This is a genomic window from Mycolicibacterium sp. CBM1 (assembly GCF_054073305.1).
This window is the reverse complement of sequence record NZ_JBSXPP010000001.1, coordinates 327374-351656: the sequence shown is the minus strand read 5'-3', so window position 1 is coordinate 351656 and position 24283 is coordinate 327374. Positions and strand designations below refer to the sequence as shown.

Below are 24283 nucleotides of genomic sequence, written 5' to 3'. Positions count from 1 at the left end.
GTGGTGTCCATCGACGTCCGTCCCGCCCGCAGGTCGGACATCCCCGCTCTGGCGCGGGTTCTCGGGAGGGCTTTCCACGACGATCCGGTGATGGCGTGGGTGCAGCCCGACGCCGAGCGCCGCACGGCCGCACTGCCCGGTCTGTTCGGTGCGTTGGCCCGCCACCACTACCTGGCCGCTCGCGGTCTGGAAGTGGCGCTGTCCGACGACGGAGTCGGCGCCGCAGCGTTGTGGGATCCGCCCGGCCGCCGACAGCAGTCCTCCCGAGAGCAGCTCGCCATGCTGCCCGCTGTCATCCGCGCGTTCCGCGGTCGGCTTGCCGCCGGTCGCGTACTGACCGAGCTGATGAAGGAAAACCATCCCGAGGAACCGCACTGGTACCTGGGCGTCATCGGCAGCGACCCGACCGTGCGTGGAAGCGGACTGGGCCACGCGCTGATGCGCTCTCGGCTCGACCGATGCGACACCGAGTACGCCCCGGCCTACCTCGAGTCGAGCAACCCCGACAACGTGCCCTATTACGAACGGTTCGGATTCGTGGTCACCGGCGAGATCGCGCTGCCCGACGGCGGGCCGTCGCTGTGGCCGATGTGGCGTTCGCCGCGCTGAGCGCTCCGCTCGTGCAACCCGCGAGTCGCAGGTGTACGCGTTGCGAGCACCAAAAACCAACTTGTATTCAAATTTGCGAAAACTGCGTACCGCCAATTCCCGATGGCAATAATCGCCCCAAGCTTGTTTGGCACCAGGCTTGGACCATGGCGGGTCCCCCGGAGGGGAGGGGATCGGCCATGGTCCTTCCTGGGTCGCTGCCCCGGCCCGCCTACTGCGAGACCTGCAGCACCACCATCGACCGCGACTCGACCCGTAGCGGCGTCGCGGCCTTGATCACGGCCGTTTCGTCGACCTCGCCCGGTCCGGCCGCGGTGTCGATGACCGGCTGCCACGCCTTGCCGAACTCCTGAGGCGGCAGGGTGAACTCGATGGCTTCGTGATGGGCGTTGAAGCACAGCACGAACGAGTCGTCGGTGACCCGCTGACCGCGCGTATCGAGGTCGGGGATGCCCTGCCCGTTGAGATAGACGGCCACCGACTTGCCGAAGCCGGAATCCCAGTCCTCGTCGTTCATCTCCGAACCGTCGGGACGGAACCAGGAGATGTCCGGTAGGCCCTCGCTGCCGCGGCGGCGCACCGGAAGGCCGTTGAAGAACCGGCGGCGACGGAACACCGGATGACTGGCGCGCAGCCCGGAGACCTTGGCGGTGAACTCCAGCATCTCGGTGTTGGGGGCGCCCCAGTCGATCCAGGTGATCTCGTTGTCCTGGCAATAGCCGTTGTTGTTGCCGCCCTGGGTGCGACCGAGTTCGTCACCGTGGCAGATCATCGGCACACCCTGGGACAGGATCGTGGTGGCAATCAGATTGCGTTGCTGGCGTGCGCGCAACGCGTTGATCTCGGGGTCGTCGGTGGGGCCCTCGACTCCGCAGTTCCACGAACTGTTGTAGCTCTCGCCGTCGTTGTTGTCCTCGCCGTTGGCTTCGTTGTGTTTCTCGTTGTAGGACACCAGGTCTCGCAACGTGAACCCGTCGTGCGCGGTGACGAAGTTGATGGAGGCGACCGGGCGGCGCGCGGTGTGCTCGTAGAGGTCGGCCGACCCGGTAAGCCGGGAGGCGAACTCGCCGAGGCTGGCGTCCTCGCCACGCCAGAAGTCGCGGACGGTGTCGCGGAACTTGCCGTTCCATTCCGTCCACTGCGGCGGAAAGTTGCCCACCTGGTAGCCGCCTGGGCCGACGTCCCACGGCTCGGCGATTAGCTTGACCTGGCTTACCGTCGGATCCTGTTGCACGAGTTCGAAGAACGCGCTCAGCCGGTCGACGTCGTAGAACTCACGGGCCAGGGTGGCGGCCAGGTCGAACCGGAAGCCGTCGACGTGCATCTCGGTGACCCAGTACCGCAACGAATCCATGATGAGCTGCAACGAGTGCGGGTGACCGACGTTGAGGCTGTTGCCGGTGCCGGTGTAGTCCATGTAGTACTGCTTGTCGTCGTCGACCAACCGGTAGTACGCGGCGTTGTCGATCCCGCGGAAGGACAGCGTCGGGCCCATGTGGTTGCCCTCGGCGGTGTGGTTGTAGACGACGTCGAGAATCACCTCGATGCCGGCCTCGTGCAGCGCGCGCACCATCGCCTTGAACTCCTGCACCTGGCCGCCCGGTGAGCTGCTGGCCGAGTATTTGCTGTCGGGGGCGAAGAAGCCGATGGTGTTGTAGCCCCAATAGTTGGACAGTCCCTTGTCGATCAGGGTCGAGTCGTTGGCGAAATGGTGAACCGGCATCAGCTCGATGGCGGTGGCGCCGATCTGCTTGAGGTGCTCGATGATCGCGGGATGCGAGATGGCTGAATAGGTCCCGCGGACGGCGTCCGGGATGTCGGGGTGAGTCTGCGTCAAGCCCTTGACATGTGCCTCATAGATGATGCTGTCGGCGTACTCGCGCTGCGGCGGGCGGTCCATGCCCCAGTCGAAGTACGGGTTGATGACGACGGACTTGGGCATGTGGGCCGCCGAGTCGTCGTCGTTGCGGCTGTCGGGGTCGCCGAAGTTGTAGCCGAAGAGGGACTGGTCCCAGTCGAACTGGCCGTCGATGGCCTTGGCGTACGGGTCCAGCAGCAGCTTGTTGGGATTGCACCGGTGGCCCTGCGCCGGGTCGTGCGGGCCGTACACGCGATATCCGTACCGTTGGCCGGGTCCGACCCCGGGCAGGTAGCAGTGCCAGACGAAGCCGTCGACCTCGGGCAGCACGACGCGGGTCTCGGTGCCGTCTTCGGTGAACAGACAGAGCTCGACGCGGTCGGCGACCTCGGAGAACAGCGCAAAGTTGGTGCCGAATCCGTCGTAGGAGGCGCCGAGCGGATAGGCCTTGCCTGGCCATACCTCGGTGGCGGCTGCGTCGGTCACGTGGTCTCCCTCGGTCGCGGATTGGCTGCACGGAGTACCCCATAAGGGTGCCTCACCAATCACCCGTGACGACGATGTGACGGGGGTGACAATTGGGTTTACGGCGCGGCTTCGTGGCCCGGCCGGCCGGGGGTGCGCCGGCGCTGTTTCATCTCGGCTTCGAACAGGATGCGCCGCATGCCACCGGCCCGCAGCCCGGTGAGGGTGACCACCGCGATCGGAGGTGCGGTGTCGCTGCCCCAGCGCTGTCGCCGTTCGGCGACCTGGTCGCCGGTGAGCCGCACTGGGCCGTCGCCTTCGGTGCGAACGGTGCCCGCACCCACCAGCACGCCGTCGGCGAAGCCGCGCAGGGCGAGCAGCAGGTTCTGGTCGGGCGGGTCGCGGTAGAGGTCGACTAATTCCTCCGGTGCGGGCGCCCTTTGCAGCTGCTGCACCGGTCGTGTCATGGGCAGTCCTTACCCGAAGCCGCCGCCGGTGAAACTCCGGCTCAGGTCAGAGCGGCGACCGGCGAATCATCGAGGTGATCGCACAGGTCCTGCGAATCGTCGAAAACAGCTGCGGCCCCGGCACCCTCGAGTTCGCCGCGGGAAACACCACCGGACAGCACCCCGATGCAGGGCACACCGGCACGCGCGGCTGCTTCGACGTCTCAGACGGTGTCGCCGACGAAGACGGCTTGCTGCGCGCTCACGCCGGCCTTGTCCAGGGCGACCAGGACGATGTCGGGCCGGGGCTTGGCCTGCTCGATTTCTTCGGAGGAGGTGATCGCCGTGACAACGCCGTCGACGCTTCTGCGTATCGTCGTCGGCACCGTTGGAAAGCTCGTCGACCAGGGTGCTGTCGATGTCGAACAGCACGGCAGGCCGCCGACTTTCGGTCTCGTTCGTCATGCCCGACTGTGTTGGAAGTGTGGACGGTGTGACGGCGTCCAACCCCGCAAGCTACCGGAAAATAGTTGCCGTACTGGTTATTTCGTGTTGACTATGCCGACGGGCTGTGGGAGTTTGCGCCGAGTGGTGTGGTGATGTGTGCCCCCCTTCGAGCGACGGTGGGTGGGGACGGCGCGTTGTCGCTCGACGGCGGGCAACTTTTCTATCGGTCGGACGGGTGCGACCCTCAGGACTCGGGCTCGGTCCCGCCGTCGGCGCCGGTATCCGGCGCACCCGCCTCGCCCTCGGGAGCCGGCTGCCAGTCGTCGACTCCGACGGTGATCATCCGCAGCTGCTTGACCGCGGTGCGCCGGATCTCCTCCAGTGCGGCCGCATCGTGCGCGTCCTCGATCGCCTCCGCGATGATGATCATCGAGTTCACGAACAGGCTCGCCAGGATGTTGAGGTCCTCTGTGCTCCAGGCGTTCAGGCCGGGGAATCGCGCCAGGTCGGTGGCCAGCTCGGAGGTGATCAGCCGGATCTCGGTGCGGATCGCGTACCGCAACACCGTTACCCCGCTGGAGCGCTCCCGGCCGATGAACCGCCAGTGCTCGCGCTGCTCGCTGACACCGGCGATCAGGATCTCCACCGTGGACTCGATGACCCGGGTCGGGTCGAGCTTGCCCGCGCGGGCGGTTCGCAGCATGTCCCGCAACGAACGGAACGACTCGTCGATGAGCACCAGCCCGAGTGCGTCCATCGACTCGAAGTGCCGATAGAACGCCGCGGGAACGATGCCCGCCTCGCGGGTCACCTCACGCAGGCTCAGGCCGCTGAAACTGCGTTCGTCGAGCAACTTGAGCGCCGCGGCGATGATCGCCCTGCGGGTAGCTTCTTTGCGCTCTTCCCGCGATGGCGCCTCTCGTGAGCGCGACTTACCAGATCGCTCACGTCGTGAGCTCGGCGTACGACTGTTCACTGTTGTGAACCCTACCACAGACTGGTCGGATTCCTTGACGACGTGCACTTTCACAGCCAAGAGTGTACATATGTTCACTGAAATACTGACCAAGAGGGTGCTCCATTCACCGCTGGTCGATCTGCTCACCGGGCCACATGGTGTGGACCGCTACACCGAGCTGGTGGACCCCACCTGGACCACTGATGCGCGCGCCAAGGTGGTCGCCGTGCAGCGTCGCACGCCGCGCAGTGTCACCTTGCTGCTCGAGCCCAACGCCGCCGTTGTCGGCCACCGGGCCGGCCAGCACGTCAACCTGACCGTCGAGATCGACGGTCGCCGGCACACCCGGTGCTATTCACCGGCCAACGCCGAGGGCTCCCCGCTGATCGAGTTGACCATCGGGCGCCACGACGGCGGCCTGGTCTCCGAGCACCTCTACCGCAACGCCCGCCCCGGCATGGTGGTGGGACTGTCCGAGCCGGCCGGTGAGTTCGTGCTTCCCGAACAGCCGCCCCGGCGCATCCTGTTCGTTTCTGGTGGCAGCGGCATCACCCCGGTGATGTCGATGCTGCGGACGCTGACCGCCCGCGGTTATGACGGCGAGGCGGTCTTCGTCCACTACGCACGCAGCGCCGACGAAGCCTGCTATCGCGGCGAGCTCGCCGCCATGCCGGTGCGCGTGCTGCACGGATTCACCCGAGGCCCCGGCGGCCAGCTCACTGGCCACTTCGACGCCGGTCACCGCCAAACCGCGATGGCCGAGCCGGACGCCGTCTTCGTGTGCGGACCGCCCGCACTGGTCGACGCCGTCCGCGAACACTACGGCGACGTCAACTCCGAGAGCTTCGTCCCCACCCTGTTCGTTGTTCCCGACAGCCCGTCGGCTGGGCGGATCACGTTCCGGGACAGCGGAATCAACGCCACCGATGACGGACGCCCGCTGCTCGAGCAGGCTGAGGAAGCGGGGCTCACCCCGAAAAGCGGCTGCCGAATGGGCATCTGCCACACCTGCACGCTGCGCAAACACCGCGGCGCCGTGCGCAACCTGACCACCGGAGCGGTCTCGACCGCCGACGAGGAGGACGTGCAGATCTGCGTGTCAGTCCCCGTCGGCGACGTCGAGATCGCGCTGTGAACCAGAAAGGGCAAGCCATGACCTCTCAGCATGTGACCCTCACCAAAGACCAGGCCGACGCGTTCGGCCGCGAACTCGACGCGATCCGCGACCGGGTGATCGCCGAACTCGGCCAGACCGACGTGGACTACATCCGCCGTGTCATCAAAGCGCAACGCGCCATGGAGGTCTCGGGCCGGGCGCTGCTCATGGCCGGGATCCTCCCGCCGGCCTGGCTGGCCGGCACCGCGCTGCTGGCCGTCTCCAAGATCCTGGACAATATGGAGATCGGCCACAACGTCATGCACGGGCAGTACGAGTGGACCGGCGACCCGGCGCTGTGCGGCCGCACCTTCGAGTGGGACACCGCCTGCCCCGCCGACCAGTGGCGGCATTCGCACAACTTCTCGCACCACACCTACACCAACATCGTCGGGATGGACCGCGACATCGGCTACGGGATCCTGCGGATGAGCCCCGATCAGCGGTGGCGGCCGTACTACCTGGGCAACCCGGTGTACGCCTTCCTGCTCATGGTGCTGTTCCAGTACGGCGTTGCCCTGCACGAGCTGGAGACCGACCGCATCCGCGCGGGAGAGATCTCCCTGGCCGACAAGCGCGACGTGCTAGGCGGGATCTGGCGCAAGACGCGTCGGCAGGTCGCCAAGGACTACCTCGCCTTCCCGTTGCTGGCCGGCCCGTTCGCGCCGTTCGTCTTCACCGGCAACATGACGGCCAACCTGATCCGCAACGTGTGGTCCTACGCCATCATCTTCTGCGGGCACTTCCCGGACGGCACACAGGAGTTCAGCATCGAGGAAACCCGCGACGAATCCCGCGGCCAGTGGTACTTCCGCCAGGTGCTCGGCTCGGCGAACCTCACCGGCGGCAAGCTGTTCCACATCCTGTCGGGGAACCTGTCCCACCAGATCGAACACCACCTGTTCCCCGACCTGCCCGCGCGTCGCTACGCCGAGATCGCCCCCCAGGTGCGAGAGGTGTGCGAGCGCTACGGTGTGCCCTACAACGCCGGCCCGCTGCCCAAGCAGTTCGCCAGCGTGGTGCGCAAGATCGTCAAGCTGGCGCTACCCACCCGAACCCGCCAGGACACAACGGAACTCGCCCACGCGGCATGATCACTTGGGCCGGGACAGGTCGTAGACGTCGGTGTTGCCGACCTGGGTCACCGGGAATGTGGCGGTGACCCAGTCGGTGATGTCGGTGTGGTTGCCGCCGAACGGCCAGCCGCCGGGCTCACCGCGCCAGTCTGTTTCGACGACGTAGTAGCCCACCTCTCCGGCGGCCACGTCGGCCTTGAACTGATCCAGCGTGGGTACCGGGTCACGGCCGGTGAATCCGCCGATCGCCATGACCGCTGTCCCGCTGGATAATTCGAGCGACGCCGCCGTCGACGATCCGACCGTCGCCGCCGACCACGTGGTGTGGGTGGTCCGCAACAGCCCGGCCAGTGCGGGGTTGGCGGCTTCCGCACCGAATGCCTTGGCGCCCAGCGCGCTGTCGGGACGCGCCGGGCCGACGGTCGGGCCACCGCCGCGGTGTGCGGTCCCGATGGTGGCCACCGCGTACGCCGTCGGGCCGGCCAGCACCGCAGTCGCACCCAACACCGCTACCAGCGCGGCAACCCGGTGCCGCCATGGCGCCCAGAGCGCCGCCGCGGCCAGCGCGGTGGCGGCCAGGACCGTCCAGCGCAACGCGGGTAGCCAGCCGCCGTTGCGACCCAGCACCCACCAACTCCAGCAGCCGGTGACCAGTACCAGCGCCGTCAGGCCGGCGCGGCCGAACCTGGTCTGCCTACGTGTCCACATCTCGTGCGCGCCGATCGCGACCGTCGCGGCCACCGCCGGTGCCAGTGACAGGCAGTAGTACGGGTGCACCATGCCTTTCATGTAGCTGAGCACCACGCCGTCGATCAGCAGCCACCCACCGAACAGCACCGCCCCGGCGCGGACCCGATCGGTGCGCGGTGCCCGGCCTCTGGAGACGACGACGAGCACCAGAGCCAACAGCGCCGTGGGAACCAGCCAGCCGATCTCGAAGCCGAACTCGCCGGCGAACAGCCGCGACAGCCCTTCCTGCTGACCGCCGAACCCGCCTAGATGCGCGGGGCGGAGCTGCTCACCGACCGAGGTACCCAGTGGGTCGTGCGAGCCGAAACTCATGTGATTGCGGCCGAGCACCCGCGCGAAACCGTTGTAGCCCAGAACCAGGTTCATGAAGTTGTTGTCGGTGGACCCGGCGATGTAGGGCCGTGAGGAGGCCGGCCACAGCAGCGTCAACACCACGAACCAGCCGGCCGCGACCAGGAACGCACCGAACGCGCCAAGCAGGTGCAGCACCCGGCGCCGCAGTGTCGTGGGGGCAGCCACCAGGTAGGCCAGCGCGATCGCGGGGCCGATCATCAGGCCCTCCAGCATCTTGGCCAGGAACGCGAAGCCGAGGGCCACCCCGGCCCATGCGAGCCACCTCCCGCCGGCCCGCTCGACCGCGCGCACGGTGCAGTACGCCGCCGCGGTCATCAGCAGCACCATCGCGGCGTCGGGGTTGTTGAACCGGAACATCAGCGCGGCCACCGGGGTGACCGCCATCGCCGCGCCCGCGAGCAGGCCTGCTCGTGGGTCACACAGGCGTGCCACCGCGGCGTAGAGCAGCCAGACGGTGGCCACCGCCATCAGTGCCTCGGGCACGAGCATGCTGGCACTGCTGAAGCCGAACAACTGACCGGACAGGCTCATGATCCACTGCGACACCGGGGGCTTGTCGACGGTGATGAAGTTCGCCGAATCCAGGGAGCCGAACAACAGCGCCTCCCAGTTCTTCGAGCCGGCCTGCGCGGCTCCGGCATAGAACTGGTTGCCCATTCCGTTGACGGTGATGTTCCACAGGTACATGACGGCCGTGCCGGTGAGCAGGACGATCAACTCGATCCGGTCCCGGCGTGACGGGTGCGCCGGCGTTGGGCCCGCGTCGGCCGACTCCGGCGGCGCCGGGTCCAGATACGTCGTTGTCACAGCAGCCATTGATCCATCTCCGGCCGACCGTTGACTGAAAGGACGGTGTGTGGCCGCTGTGAGCGGCTCGGTGCTACTTGGTGCCGAACAGGCGATCGCCCGCATCGCCGAGACCGGGCACGATGTAACCGTGGTCATCGAGCGCCCGGTCCACCGCGGCGGTGTAGACGGGCACGTCGGGGTGGGCGTGGTGCAGCGCGGAGATGCCCTCGGGGCAGGTAAGCAAGCAGACGAACTTGATCGAGCGCGGGCCGAACTCCTTGAGCCTGTCGACCGCGGCCACGGCGGAGTTCCCGGTGGCCAGCATGGGGTCGACCACCACCACCTCGCGCTCATTCAGGTCGCCGGGCATCTTGAAGTAATACTCCACAGCCACCATGGTTTTCGGGTCGCGGTACAGGCCGATGTGCCCGATCCGGGCTCCCGGTACGACGGTGAGCATCCCGTCGAGGACGCCGGTGCCGGCACGCAGGATCGAGACGAACACCAACTTCTTGCCGTCGATCACGGAGCCGGTGGTGGTCTCCAGCGGGGTCTGCACCGTGATCTCGTGCGTCGGGGTGTCGCGCAACACCTCATAGGCCATCAGGGTGGAGATCTCGTTAGCCAGGCGGCGAAAGGTGTTGGTGGAAGTCTCTTGCCGGCGCATCAGTGTGAGTTTGTGCTGCACCAGCGGGTGGTCGACCAGATGAACGTTCTGCATGCCTGCTCCCTAGAACACCGTGCCGTCGCTGACCACCGTCAGCGGCGGTGAACCGTCCCGCAATCGCCCCGCTAACGTGCGTCCGGCGGCCCAGCTGCCGCCTTCGAGCACACATGCCAGCGGCATCCGCTCGGCGTCCACGCCTAGTGCCGAGCGCACAAGCGGGGCGAGTTCGTCGAGCAGCGTCACGGTCAGTGCGCGCCACTCCACCACCAAGTCAGCCGCGGGAAGCCACTTTTCGCGAGATGCGTCGGCATCGCGCAGGCGCAGGACGCCGGAGTCGAGGAACAGCCCGCCGTTGCGGTATTCGGGCAGTCCGGTTAGGTCGTCGAGGCCGGTGACCGTGACCCCGGACCACCCGAACGGCTCCAGCAAGGAGTAGGTGAGCCATTGCGACAATTTGTGAAACGGCATCCAGCCGTTGGTCAGGCCCTGGCCCGCTACTGCGTCGTGGTGCCAACAGTCACCGAGCGAATGGTCGCCGATCATGCTGCCGCTGGGCCAGATTGCGCCCAGCGAGGTCAGGATCAGGGCGAGGATGTCATGGGCGGAGACGGTGCCCGGCGACGGCCCGCACAGGACGTCGAAGAGACGACCGGGCCTGCCGTCCGCGCCGAAAACCGTCGGCGTGCCGGCCAGTACCCGGCCCAGTCGGTGCAAGAGCGCCACCCGGCCCTCGATGCCCACCAGCGGATTGGCGGCGTCGGCCTGAAACGCCTCGGCGAGTCGGGCGGGGGTCAGCGCGGTCAAACCGGCCGCATCGACCCGCAACGGGTCGGCGGGATCGGCGGAGAACAGCCCGGCGGTGAAGGCGTGAAAGCTGGCCACCCCCAGGCCTTCCGACCGGGCGAAGCGTATCCCGGTGGCCGGCTCGAGGTAGGACCAGGCCGCTCCGGCGCCGGCGTCGAGCAACACGCTGACCACCGTCAGGTCGACCATCGCGCGAGCCCGCTCGGCGGCGTCGAGCGGTTCGACCAGCCGGTCGAGGTCCGTCTTGCGGGCTACACCGCCGGCCTCGAAGTGGCGCCAGCGGCTGTGGAACGGGATCCGTAGGTCGGGGTAGTTGGCCCGGGTGACGGCGGCGACCTCGGTCGCGGCGGCGGTCATCGCCGCGTCGTCGACGACGAACCAGCGCGACTCGCCAGCGCGGGCCCGTGCGGTCAGCTGCCCGGCGCGCCCGCGAATCGCCGCGGTGGTGCGCAGCGCAGCCGCCGCCCCGGCGGGGGTGTCGAGGTCGACCTCGGTGGCCGAACTCACCCGTGCAGTCCCCGGCCCTTGGGCTTTTTCAGCTCCTCGGCGTCGGGCACCGGGCCGGGGGTGAAGTAGCCGGCGGCCATCTTGGCGTCGATCTCCACGCGGGCGTCGGCCGGGATCAGCTCGTCGGGGATGTTGACCCGTTCGCCGACCTCGATCCCGGAACCGACGATCGCGTCGTACTTCATGTTGCTCATCGACACCAGGCGGTGGATCTTGCGGATCCCGAGCCAGTGCAAAACGTCGGGCATCAATTCCTGGAAGCGCATGTCCTGGACGCCGGCAACGCATTCGGTGCGGGCGAAGTACGCCTCGGCGGTGTCCCCACCTTCCTGGCGCTTGCGGGCGTTGTAGACCAGGAACTTGGTCACCTCGCCGAGCGCGCGGCCCTCCTTGCGGGAGTAGGAGACCAGGCCCACCCCGCCGCGCTGCGCGCCGAGGATGCACTCCTCGATCGCATGCGTCAGATACGGCCGGCACGTACAGATGTCGGAACCGAACACGTCCGAGCCGTTGCACTCGTCGTGGACGCGGGCGGTCAGTTCCACGGACGGATCGGCCAGATCCCGTGCGTCACCGAAGATGTAGAGGGTCTGCCCGCCGATCGGAGGGAGGAACACCTCCAGGTCCGAGCGGGTGACCAGCTCCGGATACATGCCGCCGGTCTCCTCGAACATCACCCGGCGCAGATGTGCTTCGCTGCAGCCGAATCGCTGCGCGACCCCCGGCAGGTACCAGACCGGCTCGATCGCGGCCTTGGTGACCAGCGCGGCGCCGCCGGGCAGCAGCACCCGCCCGTCTGGCCGCAGCCGGCCCTTGTCGATGGCGTCGGCGATCTCGGGCAGGATCACGTGCGCCTGGGTGACCGCGATGGTCGGCCGGATGTCGTGGCCGGCAGCCAGGTGGTCGGCGAAGACCTCGGCCACCATGGCGCCCCATGGGTCGAGACTGACGATCGCCTCCGGCTGTCCCCACTGCGGGTACGGACCGATGGTGTGGGTGGGGGCGGTGTTGGTCAGGTCCGCGCGGTGCTCGCGGGACAGCGCCCCGGCGGCGACCGCCAGCGCCCGGTACACGCTGTACGAGCCGCTGTGGGTGCCGACGACGTTGCGGTGGCTGCGGGTGGTGGTGGTCCCGATCAGCGGCCCGCGTTCGGCGGCGCTCGGCGCACCCCAGCGGATCGGCGGGGCGTCGTCGGCGCCGTGGTGCGAGGTCAGCCGGATATGGCCGGCCGACCCCTGGGGCGCGGCGGGCGTGGGCGCGTCGGCGGACATGTTCGCTCCTCGGGGCAGGAGATCACCGTCGGCCGGCTGGACGTCGGCCACCGGAAAGGCGCCAGCTTAGTCACCACGCGCGGTGCGCGCTGTCCGGCGGACACGACCGCTCAGGGCTTGACCAGAATCCTGATCGGGTTGCCCTCGGCGTGCTCGAGCATTCGGATGCCCTCGGCGATGTCCTCGAGCGCGATGATCTGGCTGATCGAGCGGGACAGGTCCAGGCGCCCGAGGGAGACCAACGTGGCGAGGGTTTCGATGTCGACGTTCTGATAACCCAGGTGCCCCAGCACCTGCCGATGGGTGAGGCCGAACATCGAGGTCGGGCCTACGGTGGGGGATTCGGCGCTCATGCCGACCCCGACCAGGCGGCCCCCCACCGTCAGGTTGTCGAGCGCCTGCTCGAAGGTGACCTTGAGCCCGACCGCGTCGAAGGCCACGTCGAGCTTGCGCCCGCCGGTGACCGCGGCGATCTTGTCCTTCAGCTCCGGGTCGCGGGAGTCGAAGGCATGGTCGGCGCCGAGTTCGAGGGCGCGGTCGCGCACCACCGGGTTGATGTCGACGGCGATCACCGGAACAGCGCCGACCAGCCGGGCCAGCTGCACGATGTGGGTGCCGACACCGCCGACGCCCCACACCCCGACCGATTCGCCGACGCCGACCTTGCCGGTGCGCACCACTGCGCCGTAGGGCGTGGAGACCGCGTCGGCCAGAATTGCGGCCTGCTCCAGCGGGACGTTGTCGGGAATGCGGGTCAGGCCGGCGGCTTGGGCGACGGTGTATTCGGCCCAGGCGCCGTCGTAGGCGAACGCCATCAGCCGGATCGCCAGGCAATTGGCCAGATCACCGCGCCGGCAGTTGGCGCACTTCTCGCAGGGGCGCCCCGCGGCGACGACCACCCGGTCACCCTCGGACCAGCCCGTCACGCCGGGTCCGAGCTTGGCGATCGTGCCCGAGGCTTCGTGACCTTGTGTCACCACCGGCCGCTGCGCGGGGAACGTGCCATTGATCAGGCTGAGATCCGAATGGCAGATACCGCAGAAAGCCACCTTGACCAGGACCTCGCCGGGTCCCGGCTCTGGGACCGGAACATCCTCCAGTGCAACGGTTTTGGTGTCAGCGTAGAACCGCTCGGCGCGCATCGTCGCGACCATGTCATCCTCCTCGACGTCAGCGACCAACTTACGCCCGACCCGACCCGGTGTGGTTAGAGTGGCGCCATGTCGCCCAGGATCGCCAAAGCCGACGCTGTGGGTCTCAGTGAACTGTTGGACTTCGTGCGACCGCGGCACCGGATGGTGCTGACCACCTTCCGCGCCGACGGCTCGCTGCAGAGCTCGCCGGTCACCGGCGGTGTCGACGAGGCGGGCCGGCTGGTGATCGCCAGCTACCCGCGCCGGGCCAAGTCGGTCAACATCCGGCGCACCGGGCGGGCCAGCGTGGTGGTGCTCTCCGACGACTTCGACGGCCCCTACGTGCAGATCGACGGTCCGGCGGAGGTGATCGACCTGCCGGATTCCGTTGAGCCGCTGGTCGAGTACTTCCGTGCGGTGGCCGGCGAGCACCCGGACTGGGTGGAGTACCGCGAGGCGATGGTCCGCCAGGGCAAGAGCCTGATTCGGGTCACTCCGGCGACGTGGGGTCCGGTGGCAACGGGTGGCTTCCCACCGTCCTGATCGAGCCCCCGCACCGGGCCGGTGACCGTGGCCCGCCACTGCGACAGGAGCGGCTCGGACAGCTCCTCGCCGAGGACGACCTCCACCGGTCCCCGCTCGCCGGTGAGGACGACGCGGCCGTCGAGGTGGCAGCCGACCAGCGCGGTCGGATCGGCGCGGATCGGGGGGCCCGCAGCAGTTCGGGTTCGGCAAGACCCCGATCGTCAGGTGGATCGACGTGGTGTCCTGCGCCTGTGCGGCGTGGACCCAGTCGCGGGGCAGATAGAGCGCGTCGCCGGGATCGAGCACGATGTCGAGAACCGGTTCGTCGGCCGCCCGTTCGGCAACGGCGGCCCGGTGCGGTGCCCACGGTTGGGACGGCAGCGGATATGCGTGGACTGGCGACGACCCGCTGGGTGTGGACACCTTCGCTCCGCCGGCTTCCACTGTCGGCTGCCCCGCAGGCCTACGAGAGCTTTCAAAAGAAGACCGACGGAATGGTCAAAGTTGTTCTGAAACCCTGATATCCGGTGTGGAGCCCAGTAGGGCCAGGGAGACCGCGAGCGCCGGCTCGACGATGTCGGTGACGGGGACGCCGTCCTCGACGGTCTGAGCGGTCAGCTCGCGTAGCCCGCCGACCAGGATGACCGCGGCGGCCTGGGAGAGCGGGGCGATGCCGGCGGCGCGAAAGTTCTCGTTGGCGGTCAGCTCGACGATCATCGTGGCGAGCCGGCTGAACCCGCGGCGCAGCGTGGGCCGAGCCTCCTCGCCAAGGGCGGGTAGCTCACGGATCCAGCTCAGCGTGATGGCCGGGTGCTGCTCGATGTTGTCGACATAGGCCACGACGGCCTGCCGGACCTGGTCCTGCCAGGGCGCTGCCGGGTCGACGGCGGCGTTGATGGCGGTGACCAGTTCGTCGTTGTTCGCCATCAGCAGTTCGGCGAAGCAGTCCTCCTTGGTGGCGAACTGGTCGTAGAACGTGCGCTTGGAGGTCTTGGCGTGTCGCACGATATCGGCGACCGTGCTGTCGCGGTATCCCCGCTCAGAGATGGAGGCGGCCAGTCCTTCGAGCAGCCGGCGCCGGAAGCCGCCGTCCGGGGAGACGGGCATGCTGCCGGCCTTCGCGGCGTCGGCAATCGGCGTGGTCACGCAGCCTTCTCCTGTCCGGATCGACCCTTGTCAGCTCCTGGTACTAGGAGGTACCGTACCCCCATAGCCGTGGTACAGCGCAGTACCGCAACTCTCCGGGAGGACTCCACGATGAGCGAAGCGCCGACCGTCGACCTGCCGTCGGCTACCCAAGCCATGGTGCCCCCTGTCCCGGGCCTACCGAACGGGTTGATCAGGGCCGCGTTCATGGTGTCGCGGCGCGGGACCACCGACTGGCTGACCCGGCGCTACGGCCGCTGCTTCCGGCTGCGGATACCGGTGTTCGGTGAGAGCGTCTTCGTCTCCGACCCGGCCCTGACCAAGCAGATCTTCACCACCAGCCCCGAAGTCCTCTACAACATTCAGCCGAACCTGAGCCGGCTACTCGGGCCGGGCTCGGTGTTCGCGCTCGACGGTGCCGAGCACCGGGTGCGGCGCAAGCTGCTCACCCCGCCGTTTCACGGCAAGAGCATCAAGGCCTACGAGCAGATCGTGGAGGAGGAGACGCTGCGCGAGATCGCCTGGTGGCCCGAGGGGCGGGAGTTCGCCACCCTCGAGCCGATGATGCGGATCACGCTCAACATCATCTTGCGGGCGATCTTCGGTGCCGACGGCGCGGAACTGCAGCGGTTGCGCGAGCTGATCCCGCGCTGGGTGACCCTCGGTTCGCGGCTGGCGGTCTTACCCTCACCGAGACGCGACTTTCCTTGGAGTCCTTGGGGAAAGCTCACCGAGTACCGCCGCGAGTACGAAGGCCTGGTGGACATCCTGATCCGACGGGCCCGCCAAGACCCACATTTCGCGGACCGCACCGACGTACTGTCGCTGTTCCTGCGCAGCACCTACGACGACGGCTCGCCCATGACCCGTGGCGAAGTCGGCGACGAGCTGCTGACCTTGCTGGCCGCCGGTCACGAGACCACCGCGTCGACGCTGGGCTGGGCATTCGAGCGCATTTCGCGTCATCCCGATGTCTTGCGTCGCCTGGCCGCCGAGGCGGACACCGACGACAACACCTACCGGCAGGCCACCATCTTCGAGATCCAGCGCAACCGGACGGTGATCGACTTCGCCGGCCGTCACGTCGAGGCCCCGATGTACGAGCTCGGGCAGTGGCGTATCCCGCAAGGGTATTCGCTCATGGTGAGTCTGAACCAGCTGCACGAGAACCCGGAGATGTTCCCCGATCCCGAACGGTTCGACCCCCAGCGCTTCCTCGACGCCAAGCCCAATACCTTCGCCTGGGTGCCCTTTGGCGGTGGCACCCGCCGCTGCATCGGCGCGGCGTTCGCAAACATGGAGATGGACGTCGTGCTGCGGACGGTGTTGCGGCACTTCGCGATTCAGACCACCGCCGCGCCGGGCGAGAAGTGGCACTCGCGGGGGGTGGCCTTCACCCCGAAGAAGGGTGGCCGCGTGGTGGTGCACCGCCGGCGCTGACGCTCGGCGCCCTGATCTCAGGCGATCATCGGGTCGATCGCGGAGCGGGGTACCAGCACGTGCAGCGCTCCGGCTGAGGCGGGCAGCACCGTGCCCTGGTCGAAGAAGAAGATCACCCCGTCGTTGACGACCGCGAAATTCTGGTAGTTGGCCGGGTTGTACAGCGCGCCCGGCACGAACGGCAACGGAGGCGGAGGCGGCGGTGTGGTGGTCGTCGTGGTTGTCGGTGTGGTTGTCACCGGCTGGTCGGGTTGGGTAGGCGGTGCGGCCGGCGGTGGTGGCGGCGCGAGCTGCTGCTGCAGTTCGGCTTGAACGATGGGTGCGACGGTCGTCAGCGGATCGTCCACCCGCCACAGCGGGGTGTTCTGCTTGTCGTCAGGTGCGGCGGTATAGGTGATCGCCTTGCGGTAGCTCTGGTCCCAGTTGAAGGCCTTGTAGGTCGTCTGAGGGCTGCCGTTGCCGACGCTCTGGGTCACCGTGAAGACCACGGCCTCGGTGCCGCGCGGGGGAATCGACGAGTTGTACTCCGTCGGCTTGATGCTCAGCACGGACGGCGTGTTGCCGGGCGCGGATTTGGCGGTGTTGATGAACGCATCGCGCGTCTGAGAGATGTAGTCGGCGACGGACTTCTGGTCGGCATAGTCCAGCGGGATGCTGATGTCGACGCTGTACGCGGGGTCGGACAGCGCGATCACGCACGTACTGCCGGTGTTGCCGCCCTTGAGGTCGGCGCAGTAATCCTTCGGGGCAGCCGCCGCCAGCCCGGACGACACGGACAGTGCAGCGACCGCGGCGACCACTGCCGCGCTGAAAGAACGCACGAAAATACCTCCAAGCACACGCGGCACGGGGCCGCGACCAACGATCGGGTGTGCCACGCCAGCACAGCGCCCCCGACGGCATCGGCGCTGTACAGCGTAGTCGAGGGACCGAGCTCGCGGATCTGGCGGCTCGGTCAGGCCGGCCCGACCGGACAGCTCATCCAGTAGCGCGGCACGAACGCGATATCACCCGTGATACCGCATTCGTGCGTTGCTAGGCATGAGCGCCGGGTGTCGAGATCAGCGGACGGCAGCTTCGGTGGTGAGTGCAGTTTCGGGGTAGCGCCGCTCAGCCGTGCGGTGCCTCGGAAATCTTGGTGTCTTCTTTGCCAACGGTCTGGCAGTACACCGAGACTGAGGCCTTGGTGGCAGTGATCTCCATATTCGCGGGATCTTGCCCGCTCTTGTCCTTGAGCATCTTGCTGACTTCGTCGTTCTGCTTCTTGTCGTCCTGGCTGAGGAAGTCTTTGCATTTGGTATCGCCGCCGGTGTTGACCACCTCCGATGCTGAGCAACCGCTCACAACGGCGACGGCCGCTGATGCTACAAGAGCAAAGTGCACGATTCGCTTCACGGGGAACCTCTCTCGGTTGGGAACGGCACGCAGATGATTCACAGAAATAGGAGATTCGAAACGTGGGCGAGTTTTGCCTGCGTACCGAGGGTGCCTGAGAAAGTGAGAGCGCCAAACATCCGGCGGAGAGCCGTGCGTCACTTCACCATTCGGGCCACGAGGCGCCGGGAGGTGCCCCGGGATGTCGTGCTCATCCCGGAGAGTGGACAGGAGTAAGGCGGCATACCAACGCTTCTCGCCGTCCGGGCCACAGCGCGTGATCGCGCTCAGCAAATTAGTGGGCACCGAACCGTGGGGGTGCAGGACCGCCCCACGCCCGCCACGGTTGGATGACGCTACTTACTCGACGACGGCCCGCTTCGGCAGCTTCCAGCCCGCCCGCGGGAAGTGGCAGGTGTAGCCGTTCGGGTAGTGCAGAAGGTAGTCCTGATGCTCGGGCTCGGCCTCCCAGAAATCGGATGCGGGCGTCACCTCGGTGATTACCTTGCCCGGCCACAGGCCGGAGGCGTCGACGTCGGCGATGGTGTCCAGTGCGACCTGCTTCTGCTCGTCGTCGAGATAGAAGATTGCCGAGCGGTAGCTGGTCCCGACGTCGTTGCCCTGCCGGTTCTTCGTGCTCGGGTCGTGGATCTGGAAGAAGAACTCCAGCAGCGCCCGGTAGTCGGTCTGCGCCGGGTCGTAGACGATCTCCACCGCCTCGGCGTGGCCGGGATGGTTGCGGTAGGTCGGATGGTCGTTCTGGCCGCCGGTGTAGCCGACCCGGGTCGAGACCACGCCGGGCTGCTTGCGGATCAGGTCCTGCATGCCCCAGAAGCAGCCGCCGGCCAAAATCGCGGTCTTTGTGGTGCTCACACGTCCTCCTTGGAAGTCTCGAACAGAGTCTTGTACTCGCCGTACCCCTGCGCCTCGAGGTCGTCACGGTGGATGAACTTCAGCGAAGCTGAGTTGATGCAATAGCGCAACCCGCCCTGTGCCCGCGGCCCGTCCTTGAAGACGTGCCCCAGATGGCTGTCGCCGTGCGCCGAGCGCACCTCGGTGCGCGGCAGGAACATGCTGAAGTCCCGCTTGGTCACCACGTTGGTGGTGTCGATCGGCTTGGTGAAGCTGGGCCAGCCGGTGCCGCTGTCGAACTTGTCGACCGAGGCGAACAGCGGCTCACCGGAGACCACGTCGACGTAGATACCCGGCTCGTGGTTGTCCCAGTACTCGCCGGTGAAGGGCCGCTCGGTTCCGTTGTCCTGCGTCACCCGGTACTGCTCGGGAGACAACGCGGAGACGGCGGCGGGGTTCTTGCGATAGTCGTGCGCCATACCGTGGTCAACCCTGGAAGGGCGTTCGGATAATCCCGCGTCACGGTTCCGTCAGAAACCCTCCTGCCTGCGGCCGAACCCCTCGACAAAGCAGGATAGAACGTGTTCTAGTTTTATGCTGTGGCGCCCTTCTCCCGCGAGGAACTGTCCGAGGCATTCGCAACCTTCGAGGAGACGGTCGCCGAGGCGGCCCGCACTCGGGACTGGGACGCCTGGGTGAGCCACTACACCCCCGATGTCGACTACATCGAGCACGCGATGGGCACCATGAAGGGCCGCGACGAGGTCCGCGAGTGGATCAACCGGACCATGAACGCCTTCCCCGGCAGCCACATGAGCGAGTTCCCCTCGCTGTGGAAAGTGTTCGACGAAGACACCGGCCGTGTCATCTGCGAACTGGACAACCCGATGCGCGACCCCGGTGACGGCACCCTGATCAGCGCCACCAATATCTCGATCGTCACCTACGCCGGCGACGGACTCTGGTCACGCCAGGAGGACATCTACAACCCGATGAAGTTCCTGCAGGCCGGAATGGCGTGGTGCAAGAAGGCCGAACGACTCGGGACGCTCGACGACGAGGCGGCCGCCTGGATGCGCGCCTACGGGAGAACCAAATGAGCCCCAAACTCGTCATCGGGGCCAACGGCTTCCTCGGTTCGCACGTCACCCGGCAACTGGTCGCCGACGGGCACCAGGTGCGGGTGATGGTGCGCGAGAACGCCAACGCCATCGCCATCGACGACCTGCACGTGCAGCGCTTCGTCGGCGATATCTGGGACAACGACACGCTGCGGGCGGCGATGGCCGGCGTCGACGACGTCTACTACTGCGTGGTCGACGCCCGCGGCTGGCTGCGCGATCCGGCACCGCTGTTCCGCACCAACGTCGAGGGCACTCGCAATGTCCTCGAGATCGCCAAAGATGCTGGGCTGCAGCGGTTCATCTTCACCAGCAGCTACGTCACCGTGGGCCGCAAACGTGGCCGGATCACCAGCGAGGCCGACGTCATCGCCGACCGCGGCCTGACGCCCTATGTGCGCTCCCGGGTCCAGGCCGAGGAACTCGTGCTGCGCTATGCCCGCGAGCACAACCTGCCCGCTGTCGCGATGTGCGTGTCGACCACCTACGGCAGCGGCGACTGGGGTCGCACCCCGCACGGGGCGATCATCGCCGGAGCCGCGTTCGGCAAGCTGCCGTTTGTGATGGGCGGCATCGACCTGGAAGCCGTCGGGGTCGACGACGCCGCCCGTGCCATGATCCTGGCCGCCGAGCACGGCCGCGTCGGCGAGCGCTACCTGATCTCGGAGAAGATGATCAGCAATGCCGAGGTGGCCCGCATCGCCGCCGAGGAGGCCGGGGTACCGCCGCCGGCCAAGACCATCCCACTATCGATGGCCTACCTGCTGGCCGCGGCGGGCACCCTCAAGGCCCGCCTGCGCCACACCGACGAACGGCTGTCACTGGAGTCGCTGCGGCTGATGCGCGCCGAAGGACCACTCGACCACGGCAAGGCGGTGCGCGAACTGGGGTGGCAGCCGCGCCCTGTCGAGGAGGCCATTCGCGAGGCCGCCCGGTTCTGGGTCGGACTGCGCGCGGCCAAACGTCAAGCCAAGGCAGCCCAACCGGACTGAACCGCCCATCACTGCACAGTCCACCCGCAGATGCGCGGGCAACTCGTCGTGCAGTAGTGCTCCCGGCTGCGTTCTCAGGCGCGACTGGGAAGATCTTTGGATGGCCACCATCAACGGCGCCGTGTCGCACTGGTTCACCCAACTCCCGCAGCCCCGTGCCGCCCTGCCGGGCGACCGCGATGCCGACGTCTGCATCGTCGGCGCCGGTTATACCGGCCTGTGGACCGCCTACTACCTGAAGAAGGCGGACCCGTCGCTTCGGATCACCGTGCTCGAAGCCCGCTTCGCCGGCTTCGGCGCCTCCGGTCGCAACGGCGGCTGGCTCGGTGGGCTGGCGCCGGGCCACCGCGGACTGCTGGCCAAGCAGTACGGCCGCGCCAGCGTGATCGCCTGGCAGCAGACCCTCAACCAGGCCGTCGACGAGGTCATCGAGGTCGCCGCCCGGGAGAACATCGACGCCGACATCCTCAAGGGCGGCAATCTCGAGGTCGCGCGCAACGCCGCACAGGCCCGCCGACTGCGCGCCGAGGCCGACGAGGACCGCGAATGGGGAACCGACGGCATTGAGATGCTCACCGGTCCGGAGGCCGCCGAGCGCATCCGGGTCGACAGCCTGGTGGCCGGCTTCTTCAACCCCCACTGCGCCCGCATCCAGCCGGCGAAACTGGCGCGCGGCCTTGCCGACGTCGTCGAACGCCTCGGCGTCACCATCTACGAGCAGACGCCGGTGACCACGATCAGCCCCGGCCGCGCGCAGACCCCGTTCGGGGTGGTCCGCGCGCCGATCGTGCTGCGCGCCACCGAAGGGTTCACCGCGCGGATGGCCGGTCTGCGCCGGCGGTGGCTGCCGATGAACAGCGCCATGATCGCCACCGAACCGATGCCGGCCGACGTCTGGGCGCGCATCGGCTGGGAAGGCCGCGAAACCCTGGGCGACCAGGCGCACGGGTTCTTCTACGCGCAGCGCACCGCCGACGACCGCATTGCGATCGGCGGTCGGGCTGTCCCCTACCGCTACGCCTCGCGCATCGACAACGACGGTGCGGTCGGTCAGGGCACCATCGACTATCTGACCGGTGTGCTCAACACCGTCCTGCCGCAGACCCGCGGCGTGCCGATCGCCCACGGCTGGTGCGGGGTACTGGGGGTACCGCGGGACTGGTCGGCCGGGGTCAGCCTGGACCCGGCGACCGGCCTCGGCGAGGCGGGCGGTTACGTCGGGCACGGGGTGACCGCGACCAACCTGGCCGGTCGGACGCTGACCGACCTGGTACTCAAGCGTTCTACCCCGTTGACGACGCTGCCCTGGGTGGGCCACCGCTCCGCGACGTGGGAACCCGAGCCGCTGCGCTGGATCGGGGTGCGCGGCATGTACACCGCCTACAAGGTGGCCGACCGACACGAGGAGGGTGGCCGCTCGACGACGTCACCCATCGCGGTCATCGCGGACAAGATCGCGCGCCGGCCCTAGCTCGCGTTTTCGCGCCCGGCGGTGGGCGATCGGGGGAATCATGGGTGGGAGCCGGTGTTGCACCGACTAGGCCCATAGACCAGGCCCACCGAGCAGGCCACCGCGAGGAGAACCGGACATGAGTACCCGAGAGATCAAGCAACCCACCGCCGAGCATCCGATCACCATCACACCTACGGCGGGCCGGGTCCGGGTGCGCGTCGAGGGCGAACTCGTAGCCGACACTCGCGCCGCACTGGCCTTGCAGGAGTCGAACTATCCCGTTGTGCAATACATTCCGATCGGCGACGTCGATCCAAAGGTGTTGAGCCGCAGCCTCACCCAGACCTACTGCCCGTTCAAGGGTGACGCCGGCTATTACGACGTCACCGTCGGTCACCTGACCGTCGAGGACGCGGTCTGGACCTACGAGCAGCCCTACCCGGCCGTCGCGGCGATCGCCGGGCACGTGGCGTTCTACCCGAACAAGGCCGACGTCAGCGTCGAACCGGACTGACCGGGTGCCCGCCGACTATTCCGAACGCAGACTGGCCTTTCCGGGACCTGCCAGCCCCGGCCTGACGCTGGGGCCGCATCGCCGCGGGCCGGGTGACCCGTGCTACCAGCTCGACTCCGACCGGGCGATCTGGCGCACCAGCCTGCAAGCCAGCGGGCCGGTCACCGCACGGATCCACCGCACCGCCCCGGACACCGTGACGTGCCGGGCCTGGGGCGAGGGTGCCGCGGAATTCCTGGAGACACTGCCCGCGCTGCTCGGCGCCGACGACGACCCGGGTGAGTTTCGTCCGGTCCATCCCACGATCCGGGCCGCCGCCCGCCGGGTGCCGCACCTGCGGCTGGGCCGTACCGGGCGAGTGCTCGAGGCGCTGATCCCCGCCATCATCGAGCAGCGGGTCACCGGCGTCGACGCGTTCCGCGCCTGGCGCCTGCTGGTGACGAAGTTCGGCACCCCGGCGCCCGGTCCGGCTCCGGCCCGGATGCGGGTTCCGCCGGCAGCGGAGGTTTGGCGGGCCATCCCGTCGTGGGAATTCCACCGCGCCAACGTCGACCCCGGTCGCGCCCGCACGATCGTCGGCTGCGCCCAGCGGGCGGCGTCGCTGGAGCGCCTCGTCCAGCGATCCGCGGCACAGGCCCGCCAGGCGCTCACCTCGCTGCCCGGTGTCGGGGTGTGGACGGCCGCCGAGACCGCGCAACGGGCCTTCGGTGATGCCGATGCGCTATCGGTGGGTGACTATCACCTCTGCAAGATGATCGGCTGGACCCTGGTCGGCAAACCCGTCGACGATGCGGCCATGCTCGAGATGCTGGAGCCGGAGCGTCCGCACCGCCATCGCGCGGTGTTGCTGCTCTACGCCAGCGGGCTGGCTGCCGAACCGCGCCGCGGTGCGCGACTGCCGATGCAGCGCATCAGCAATTTGTGATGGCGCTCCCGTCCGCGGTTACCTCGTCGGCAGTGCGGGTATGCGGCCGTCGACAAGCAACAAGAGCGCGAAGGGAGCAATTCATGGGTTCCAAGGGTGCCAAGTTCACCGTGCCGGGCATGACCGAAGCCAAGAGCCGCAAGGTGGTCGACCTGCTGCAGAAGCAGCTCAGTACCTACAACGACCTGCACCTGACGCTCAAGCATGTGCACTGGAACGTCGTCGGCCCCAACTTCATCGGCGTGCACGAGATGATCGACCCACAGGTCGAACTGGTGCGCGGGTATGCCGACGAGGTCGCCGAGCGCATCGCGACGCTGGGTGCCTCCCCGCAGGGCACGCCCGGCGCCATCCTCAAGGACCGCACCTGGGACGACTACTCGATCGGCCGCGACACCGTCCAGGCGCACCTGGCCGCACTCGATCTGGTCTACGACGGTGTCGTCGAGGATCTACGCAAGGCCATCGGTGACACCGAGGAGTTGGACCCGGTCACTCAGGACATGCTTATCGGCCACGCCGCCGAGCTGGAGAAGTTCCAGTGGTTCGTGCGGGCGCACCTGGAGAGTGCGGGCGGCACGCTGGTGCACGACGGCAGCTCGACCGAGAAGAAGGCCGCAGGCGCCGCGCGCTGAATCGCGTTTAGCCGCC

At 67.9% G+C, this 24283-nt stretch carries 25 protein-coding genes and 2 pseudogenes; 12 read left to right on the top strand and 15 right to left on the bottom strand.

Features of this window, described 5'->3' with window-relative positions; all coding sequences use genetic code 11:
* Window positions 1-3 precede the first annotated feature (3 nt).
* Window positions 4-609, top strand: a complete 606-nt coding sequence (locus ACXDF8_RS01695; RefSeq protein WP_457221506.1) for a GNAT family N-acetyltransferase — start codon at window positions 4-6, stop codon at window positions 607-609.
* A gap of 211 nt (window positions 610-820) precedes the next feature.
* On the opposite strand, the gene glgX is transcribed toward ACXDF8_RS01695, so the two are convergent.
* From glgX to ACXDF8_RS01675, 4 genes are all read right to left on the bottom strand, one after another.
* Window positions 821-2953 carry a glycogen debranching protein GlgX gene (gene glgX / locus ACXDF8_RS01690; RefSeq protein WP_457221505.1) on the bottom strand — a complete coding sequence of 711 codons (2133 nt, stop codon included), beginning with the start codon at window positions 2951-2953 and terminating at the stop codon, window positions 821-823.
* Window positions 2954-3051: 98 nt separating this feature from the next.
* The gene (locus ACXDF8_RS01685; RefSeq protein WP_457221504.1) at window positions 3052-3399 is read right to left on the bottom strand and encodes a dihydrofolate reductase family protein; all 348 of its coding nucleotides are present in this window, start codon (window positions 3397-3399) and stop codon (window positions 3052-3054) included.
* A 203-nt stretch (window positions 3400-3602) separates the two neighbouring features.
* Window positions 3603-3764 (bottom strand): HAD family hydrolase, encoded by a 162-nt coding sequence (locus ACXDF8_RS01680; RefSeq protein WP_457221503.1) that lies wholly within the window; start codon window positions 3762-3764, stop codon window positions 3603-3605.
* A 305-nt stretch (window positions 3765-4069) separates the two neighbouring features.
* Window positions 4070-4801 (bottom strand): TetR family transcriptional regulator, encoded by a 732-nt coding sequence (locus tag ACXDF8_RS01675; protein ID WP_457221502.1) that lies wholly within the window; start codon window positions 4799-4801, stop codon window positions 4070-4072.
* Window positions 4802-4871: 70 nt separating this feature from the next.
* Between ACXDF8_RS01675 and ACXDF8_RS01670 the strand changes: the two genes are divergently transcribed.
* Entirely contained in the window at window positions 4872-5918 is a 1047-nt protein-coding gene (locus ACXDF8_RS01670) for a ferredoxin reductase (RefSeq protein ID WP_457221501.1), read from the top strand.
* Window positions 5919-5935: 17 nt separating this feature from the next.
* The gene (locus ACXDF8_RS01665) at window positions 5936-7033 is read left to right on the top strand and encodes a fatty acid desaturase family protein (RefSeq protein ID WP_457221500.1); all 1098 of its coding nucleotides are present in this window, start codon (window positions 5936-5938) and stop codon (window positions 7031-7033) included.
* Here ACXDF8_RS01665 and ACXDF8_RS01660 read toward each other — a convergent pair whose 3' ends face one another.
* From ACXDF8_RS01660 to ACXDF8_RS01640, 5 genes are all read right to left on the bottom strand, one after another.
* On the bottom strand, window positions 7034-8935 hold the full coding sequence (locus ACXDF8_RS01660; protein ID WP_457221499.1) for an ArnT family glycosyltransferase: 1902 nt from the start codon (window positions 8933-8935) through the stop codon (window positions 7034-7036). It abuts the gene before it with no gap.
* A 64-nt stretch (window positions 8936-8999) separates the two neighbouring features.
* Window positions 9000-9629, bottom strand: a complete 630-nt coding sequence (gene upp, locus ACXDF8_RS01655) for a uracil phosphoribosyltransferase (RefSeq protein ID WP_457221498.1) — start codon at window positions 9627-9629, stop codon at window positions 9000-9002.
* 9 nt (window positions 9630-9638) lie between these two features.
* Window positions 9639-10886 (bottom strand): URC4/urg3 family protein, encoded by a 1248-nt coding sequence (locus ACXDF8_RS01650; protein ID WP_457221497.1) that lies wholly within the window; start codon window positions 10884-10886, stop codon window positions 9639-9641.
* On the bottom strand, window positions 10883-12157 hold the full coding sequence (locus tag ACXDF8_RS01645; protein ID WP_457221496.1) for a GTP cyclohydrolase II: 1275 nt from the start codon (window positions 12155-12157) through the stop codon (window positions 10883-10885). Before ACXDF8_RS01645 ends, ACXDF8_RS01650 begins: the two co-directional genes overlap by 4 nt.
* Before the next feature lie 110 nt (window positions 12158-12267).
* On the bottom strand, window positions 12268-13311 hold the full coding sequence (locus tag ACXDF8_RS01640; RefSeq protein WP_457221702.1) for a zinc-binding dehydrogenase: 1044 nt from the start codon (window positions 13309-13311) through the stop codon (window positions 12268-12270).
* A 66-nt stretch (window positions 13312-13377) separates the two neighbouring features.
* Between ACXDF8_RS01640 and ACXDF8_RS01635 the strand changes: the two genes are divergently transcribed.
* Window positions 13378-13833, top strand: coding sequence for a PPOX class F420-dependent oxidoreductase (locus tag ACXDF8_RS01635; RefSeq protein ID WP_457221495.1), 456 nt, complete (start codon window positions 13378-13380; stop codon window positions 13831-13833).
* Window positions 13834-14034: 201 nt separating this feature from the next.
* Here the strand turns inward: ACXDF8_RS01635 and ACXDF8_RS01630 are convergent.
* Window positions 14035-14238, bottom strand: a pseudogene (locus ACXDF8_RS01630) (JmjC domain-containing protein); the annotation flags it as partial.
* Between ACXDF8_RS01630 and ACXDF8_RS01625 the strand changes: the two are divergent.
* Window positions 14210-14336 (top strand): annotated as a pseudogene (locus ACXDF8_RS01625) (glutathione-dependent formaldehyde dehydrogenase); the annotation flags it as partial. The pseudogenes ACXDF8_RS01630 and ACXDF8_RS01625 sit on opposite strands and share 29 nt — an antisense overlap.
* Here the strand turns inward: ACXDF8_RS01625 and ACXDF8_RS01620 are convergent.
* Window positions 14314-14922 carry a TetR/AcrR family transcriptional regulator gene (locus tag ACXDF8_RS01620; RefSeq protein ID WP_457221701.1) on the bottom strand — a complete coding sequence of 203 codons (609 nt, stop codon included), beginning with the start codon at window positions 14920-14922 and terminating at the stop codon, window positions 14314-14316. The pseudogene ACXDF8_RS01625 and the gene ACXDF8_RS01620 overlap by 23 nt on opposite strands.
* 150 nt (window positions 14923-15072) lie before the next feature.
* Here ACXDF8_RS01620 and ACXDF8_RS01615 point away from each other — a divergent pair, with 150 nt between their 5' ends.
* Window positions 15073-16401, top strand: a complete 1329-nt coding sequence (locus tag ACXDF8_RS01615; protein ID WP_457221494.1) for a cytochrome P450 — start codon at window positions 15073-15075, stop codon at window positions 16399-16401.
* Between the two features lie 17 nt (window positions 16402-16418).
* Here the strand turns inward: ACXDF8_RS01615 and ACXDF8_RS01610 are convergent, their stop codons facing one another.
* From ACXDF8_RS01610 to msrB, 4 genes are all read right to left on the bottom strand, one after another.
* The gene (locus tag ACXDF8_RS01610) at window positions 16419-17222 is read right to left on the bottom strand and encodes an RsiV family protein (RefSeq protein WP_457221493.1); all 804 of its coding nucleotides are present in this window, start codon (window positions 17220-17222) and stop codon (window positions 16419-16421) included.
* Window positions 17223-17511: 289 nt separating this feature from the next.
* Entirely contained in the window at window positions 17512-17787 is a 276-nt protein-coding gene (locus ACXDF8_RS01605) for a hypothetical protein (RefSeq protein ID WP_457221700.1), read from the bottom strand.
* A 348-nt stretch (window positions 17788-18135) separates the two neighbouring features.
* Window positions 18136-18648 (bottom strand): peptide-methionine (S)-S-oxide reductase MsrA, encoded by a 513-nt coding sequence (gene msrA, locus ACXDF8_RS01600; RefSeq protein ID WP_457221492.1) that lies wholly within the window; start codon window positions 18646-18648, stop codon window positions 18136-18138.
* Window positions 18645-19106, bottom strand: a complete 462-nt coding sequence (gene msrB, locus ACXDF8_RS01595; RefSeq protein WP_457221491.1) for a peptide-methionine (R)-S-oxide reductase MsrB — start codon at window positions 19104-19106, stop codon at window positions 18645-18647. The genes msrA and msrB overlap by 4 nt, the downstream gene beginning before the upstream one ends.
* Window positions 19107-19226: 120 nt before the next feature.
* On the opposite strand from msrB, the gene ACXDF8_RS01590 reads away from it, so the two are divergent.
* The 6 genes from ACXDF8_RS01590 (at window position 19227) to ACXDF8_RS01565 (ending at window position 24267) form a co-directional block, all read left to right on the top strand.
* On the top strand, window positions 19227-19727 hold the full coding sequence (locus ACXDF8_RS01590; RefSeq protein ID WP_457221490.1) for a nuclear transport factor 2 family protein: 501 nt from the start codon (window positions 19227-19229) through the stop codon (window positions 19725-19727).
* Window positions 19724-20740: an NAD-dependent epimerase/dehydratase family protein gene (locus tag ACXDF8_RS01585; protein WP_457221489.1), complete on the top strand. Its 1017-nt coding sequence runs from the start codon at window positions 19724-19726 to the stop codon at window positions 20738-20740. Before ACXDF8_RS01590 ends, ACXDF8_RS01585 begins: the two co-directional genes overlap by 4 nt.
* 100 nt (window positions 20741-20840) lie before the next feature.
* On the top strand, window positions 20841-22211 hold the full coding sequence (locus ACXDF8_RS01580; RefSeq protein ID WP_457221488.1) for an NAD(P)/FAD-dependent oxidoreductase: 1371 nt from the start codon (window positions 20841-20843) through the stop codon (window positions 22209-22211).
* 118 nt (window positions 22212-22329) lie between these two features.
* Window positions 22330-22707: a DUF427 domain-containing protein gene (locus ACXDF8_RS01575; protein ID WP_457221487.1), complete on the top strand. Its 378-nt coding sequence runs from the start codon at window positions 22330-22332 to the stop codon at window positions 22705-22707.
* A gap of 4 nt (window positions 22708-22711) precedes the next feature.
* Window positions 22712-23632, top strand: coding sequence for a DNA-3-methyladenine glycosylase family protein (locus ACXDF8_RS01570; RefSeq protein WP_457221486.1), 921 nt, complete (start codon window positions 22712-22714; stop codon window positions 23630-23632).
* Window positions 23633-23715: 83 nt separating this feature from the next.
* The gene (locus tag ACXDF8_RS01565) at window positions 23716-24267 is read left to right on the top strand and encodes a Dps family protein (protein ID WP_457221485.1); all 552 of its coding nucleotides are present in this window, start codon (window positions 23716-23718) and stop codon (window positions 24265-24267) included.
* The last annotated feature ends 16 nt before the right edge of the window (window positions 24268-24283 follow it).

Coding starts and splice junctions, on each gene's coding strand:
- ACXDF8_RS01685 (WP_457221504.1), bottom strand. CDS start 3,399: ATGACACGACCGGTGCAGCAGCTGCAAAGGGCGCCCGCACCGGAGGAA.
- ACXDF8_RS01670 (WP_457221501.1), top strand. CDS start 4,872: ATGTTCACTGAAATACTGACCAAGAGGGTGCTCCATTCACCGCTGGTC.
- ACXDF8_RS01665 (WP_457221500.1), top strand. CDS start 5,936: ATGACCTCTCAGCATGTGACCCTCACCAAAGACCAGGCCGACGCGTTC.
- ACXDF8_RS01660 (WP_457221499.1), bottom strand. CDS start 8,935: ATGGCTGCTGTGACAACGACGTATCTGGACCCGGCGCCGCCGGAGTCG.
- upp (WP_457221498.1), bottom strand. CDS start 9,629: ATGCAGAACGTTCATCTGGTCGACCACCCGCTGGTGCAGCACAAACTC.
- ACXDF8_RS01645 (WP_457221496.1), bottom strand. CDS start 12,157: ATGTCCGCCGACGCGCCCACGCCCGCCGCGCCCCAGGGGTCGGCCGGC.
- ACXDF8_RS01640 (WP_457221702.1), bottom strand. CDS start 13,311: ATGGTCGCGACGATGCGCGCCGAGCGGTTCTACGCTGACACCAAAACC.
- ACXDF8_RS01635 (WP_457221495.1), top strand. CDS start 13,378: ATGTCGCCCAGGATCGCCAAAGCCGACGCTGTGGGTCTCAGTGAACTG.
- ACXDF8_RS01620 (WP_457221701.1), bottom strand. CDS start 14,922: ATGCCCGTCTCCCCGGACGGCGGCTTCCGGCGCCGGCTGCTCGAAGGA.
- ACXDF8_RS01615 (WP_457221494.1), top strand. CDS start 15,073: ATGAGCGAAGCGCCGACCGTCGACCTGCCGTCGGCTACCCAAGCCATG.
- msrB (WP_457221491.1), bottom strand. CDS start 19,106: ATGGCGCACGACTATCGCAAGAACCCCGCCGCCGTCTCCGCGTTGTCT.
- ACXDF8_RS01585 (WP_457221489.1), top strand. CDS start 19,724: ATGAGCCCCAAACTCGTCATCGGGGCCAACGGCTTCCTCGGTTCGCAC.
- ACXDF8_RS01580 (WP_457221488.1), top strand. CDS start 20,841: ATGGCCACCATCAACGGCGCCGTGTCGCACTGGTTCACCCAACTCCCG.
- ACXDF8_RS01575 (WP_457221487.1), top strand. CDS start 22,330: ATGAGTACCCGAGAGATCAAGCAACCCACCGCCGAGCATCCGATCACC.
- ACXDF8_RS01565 (WP_457221485.1), top strand. CDS start 23,716: ATGGGTTCCAAGGGTGCCAAGTTCACCGTGCCGGGCATGACCGAAGCC.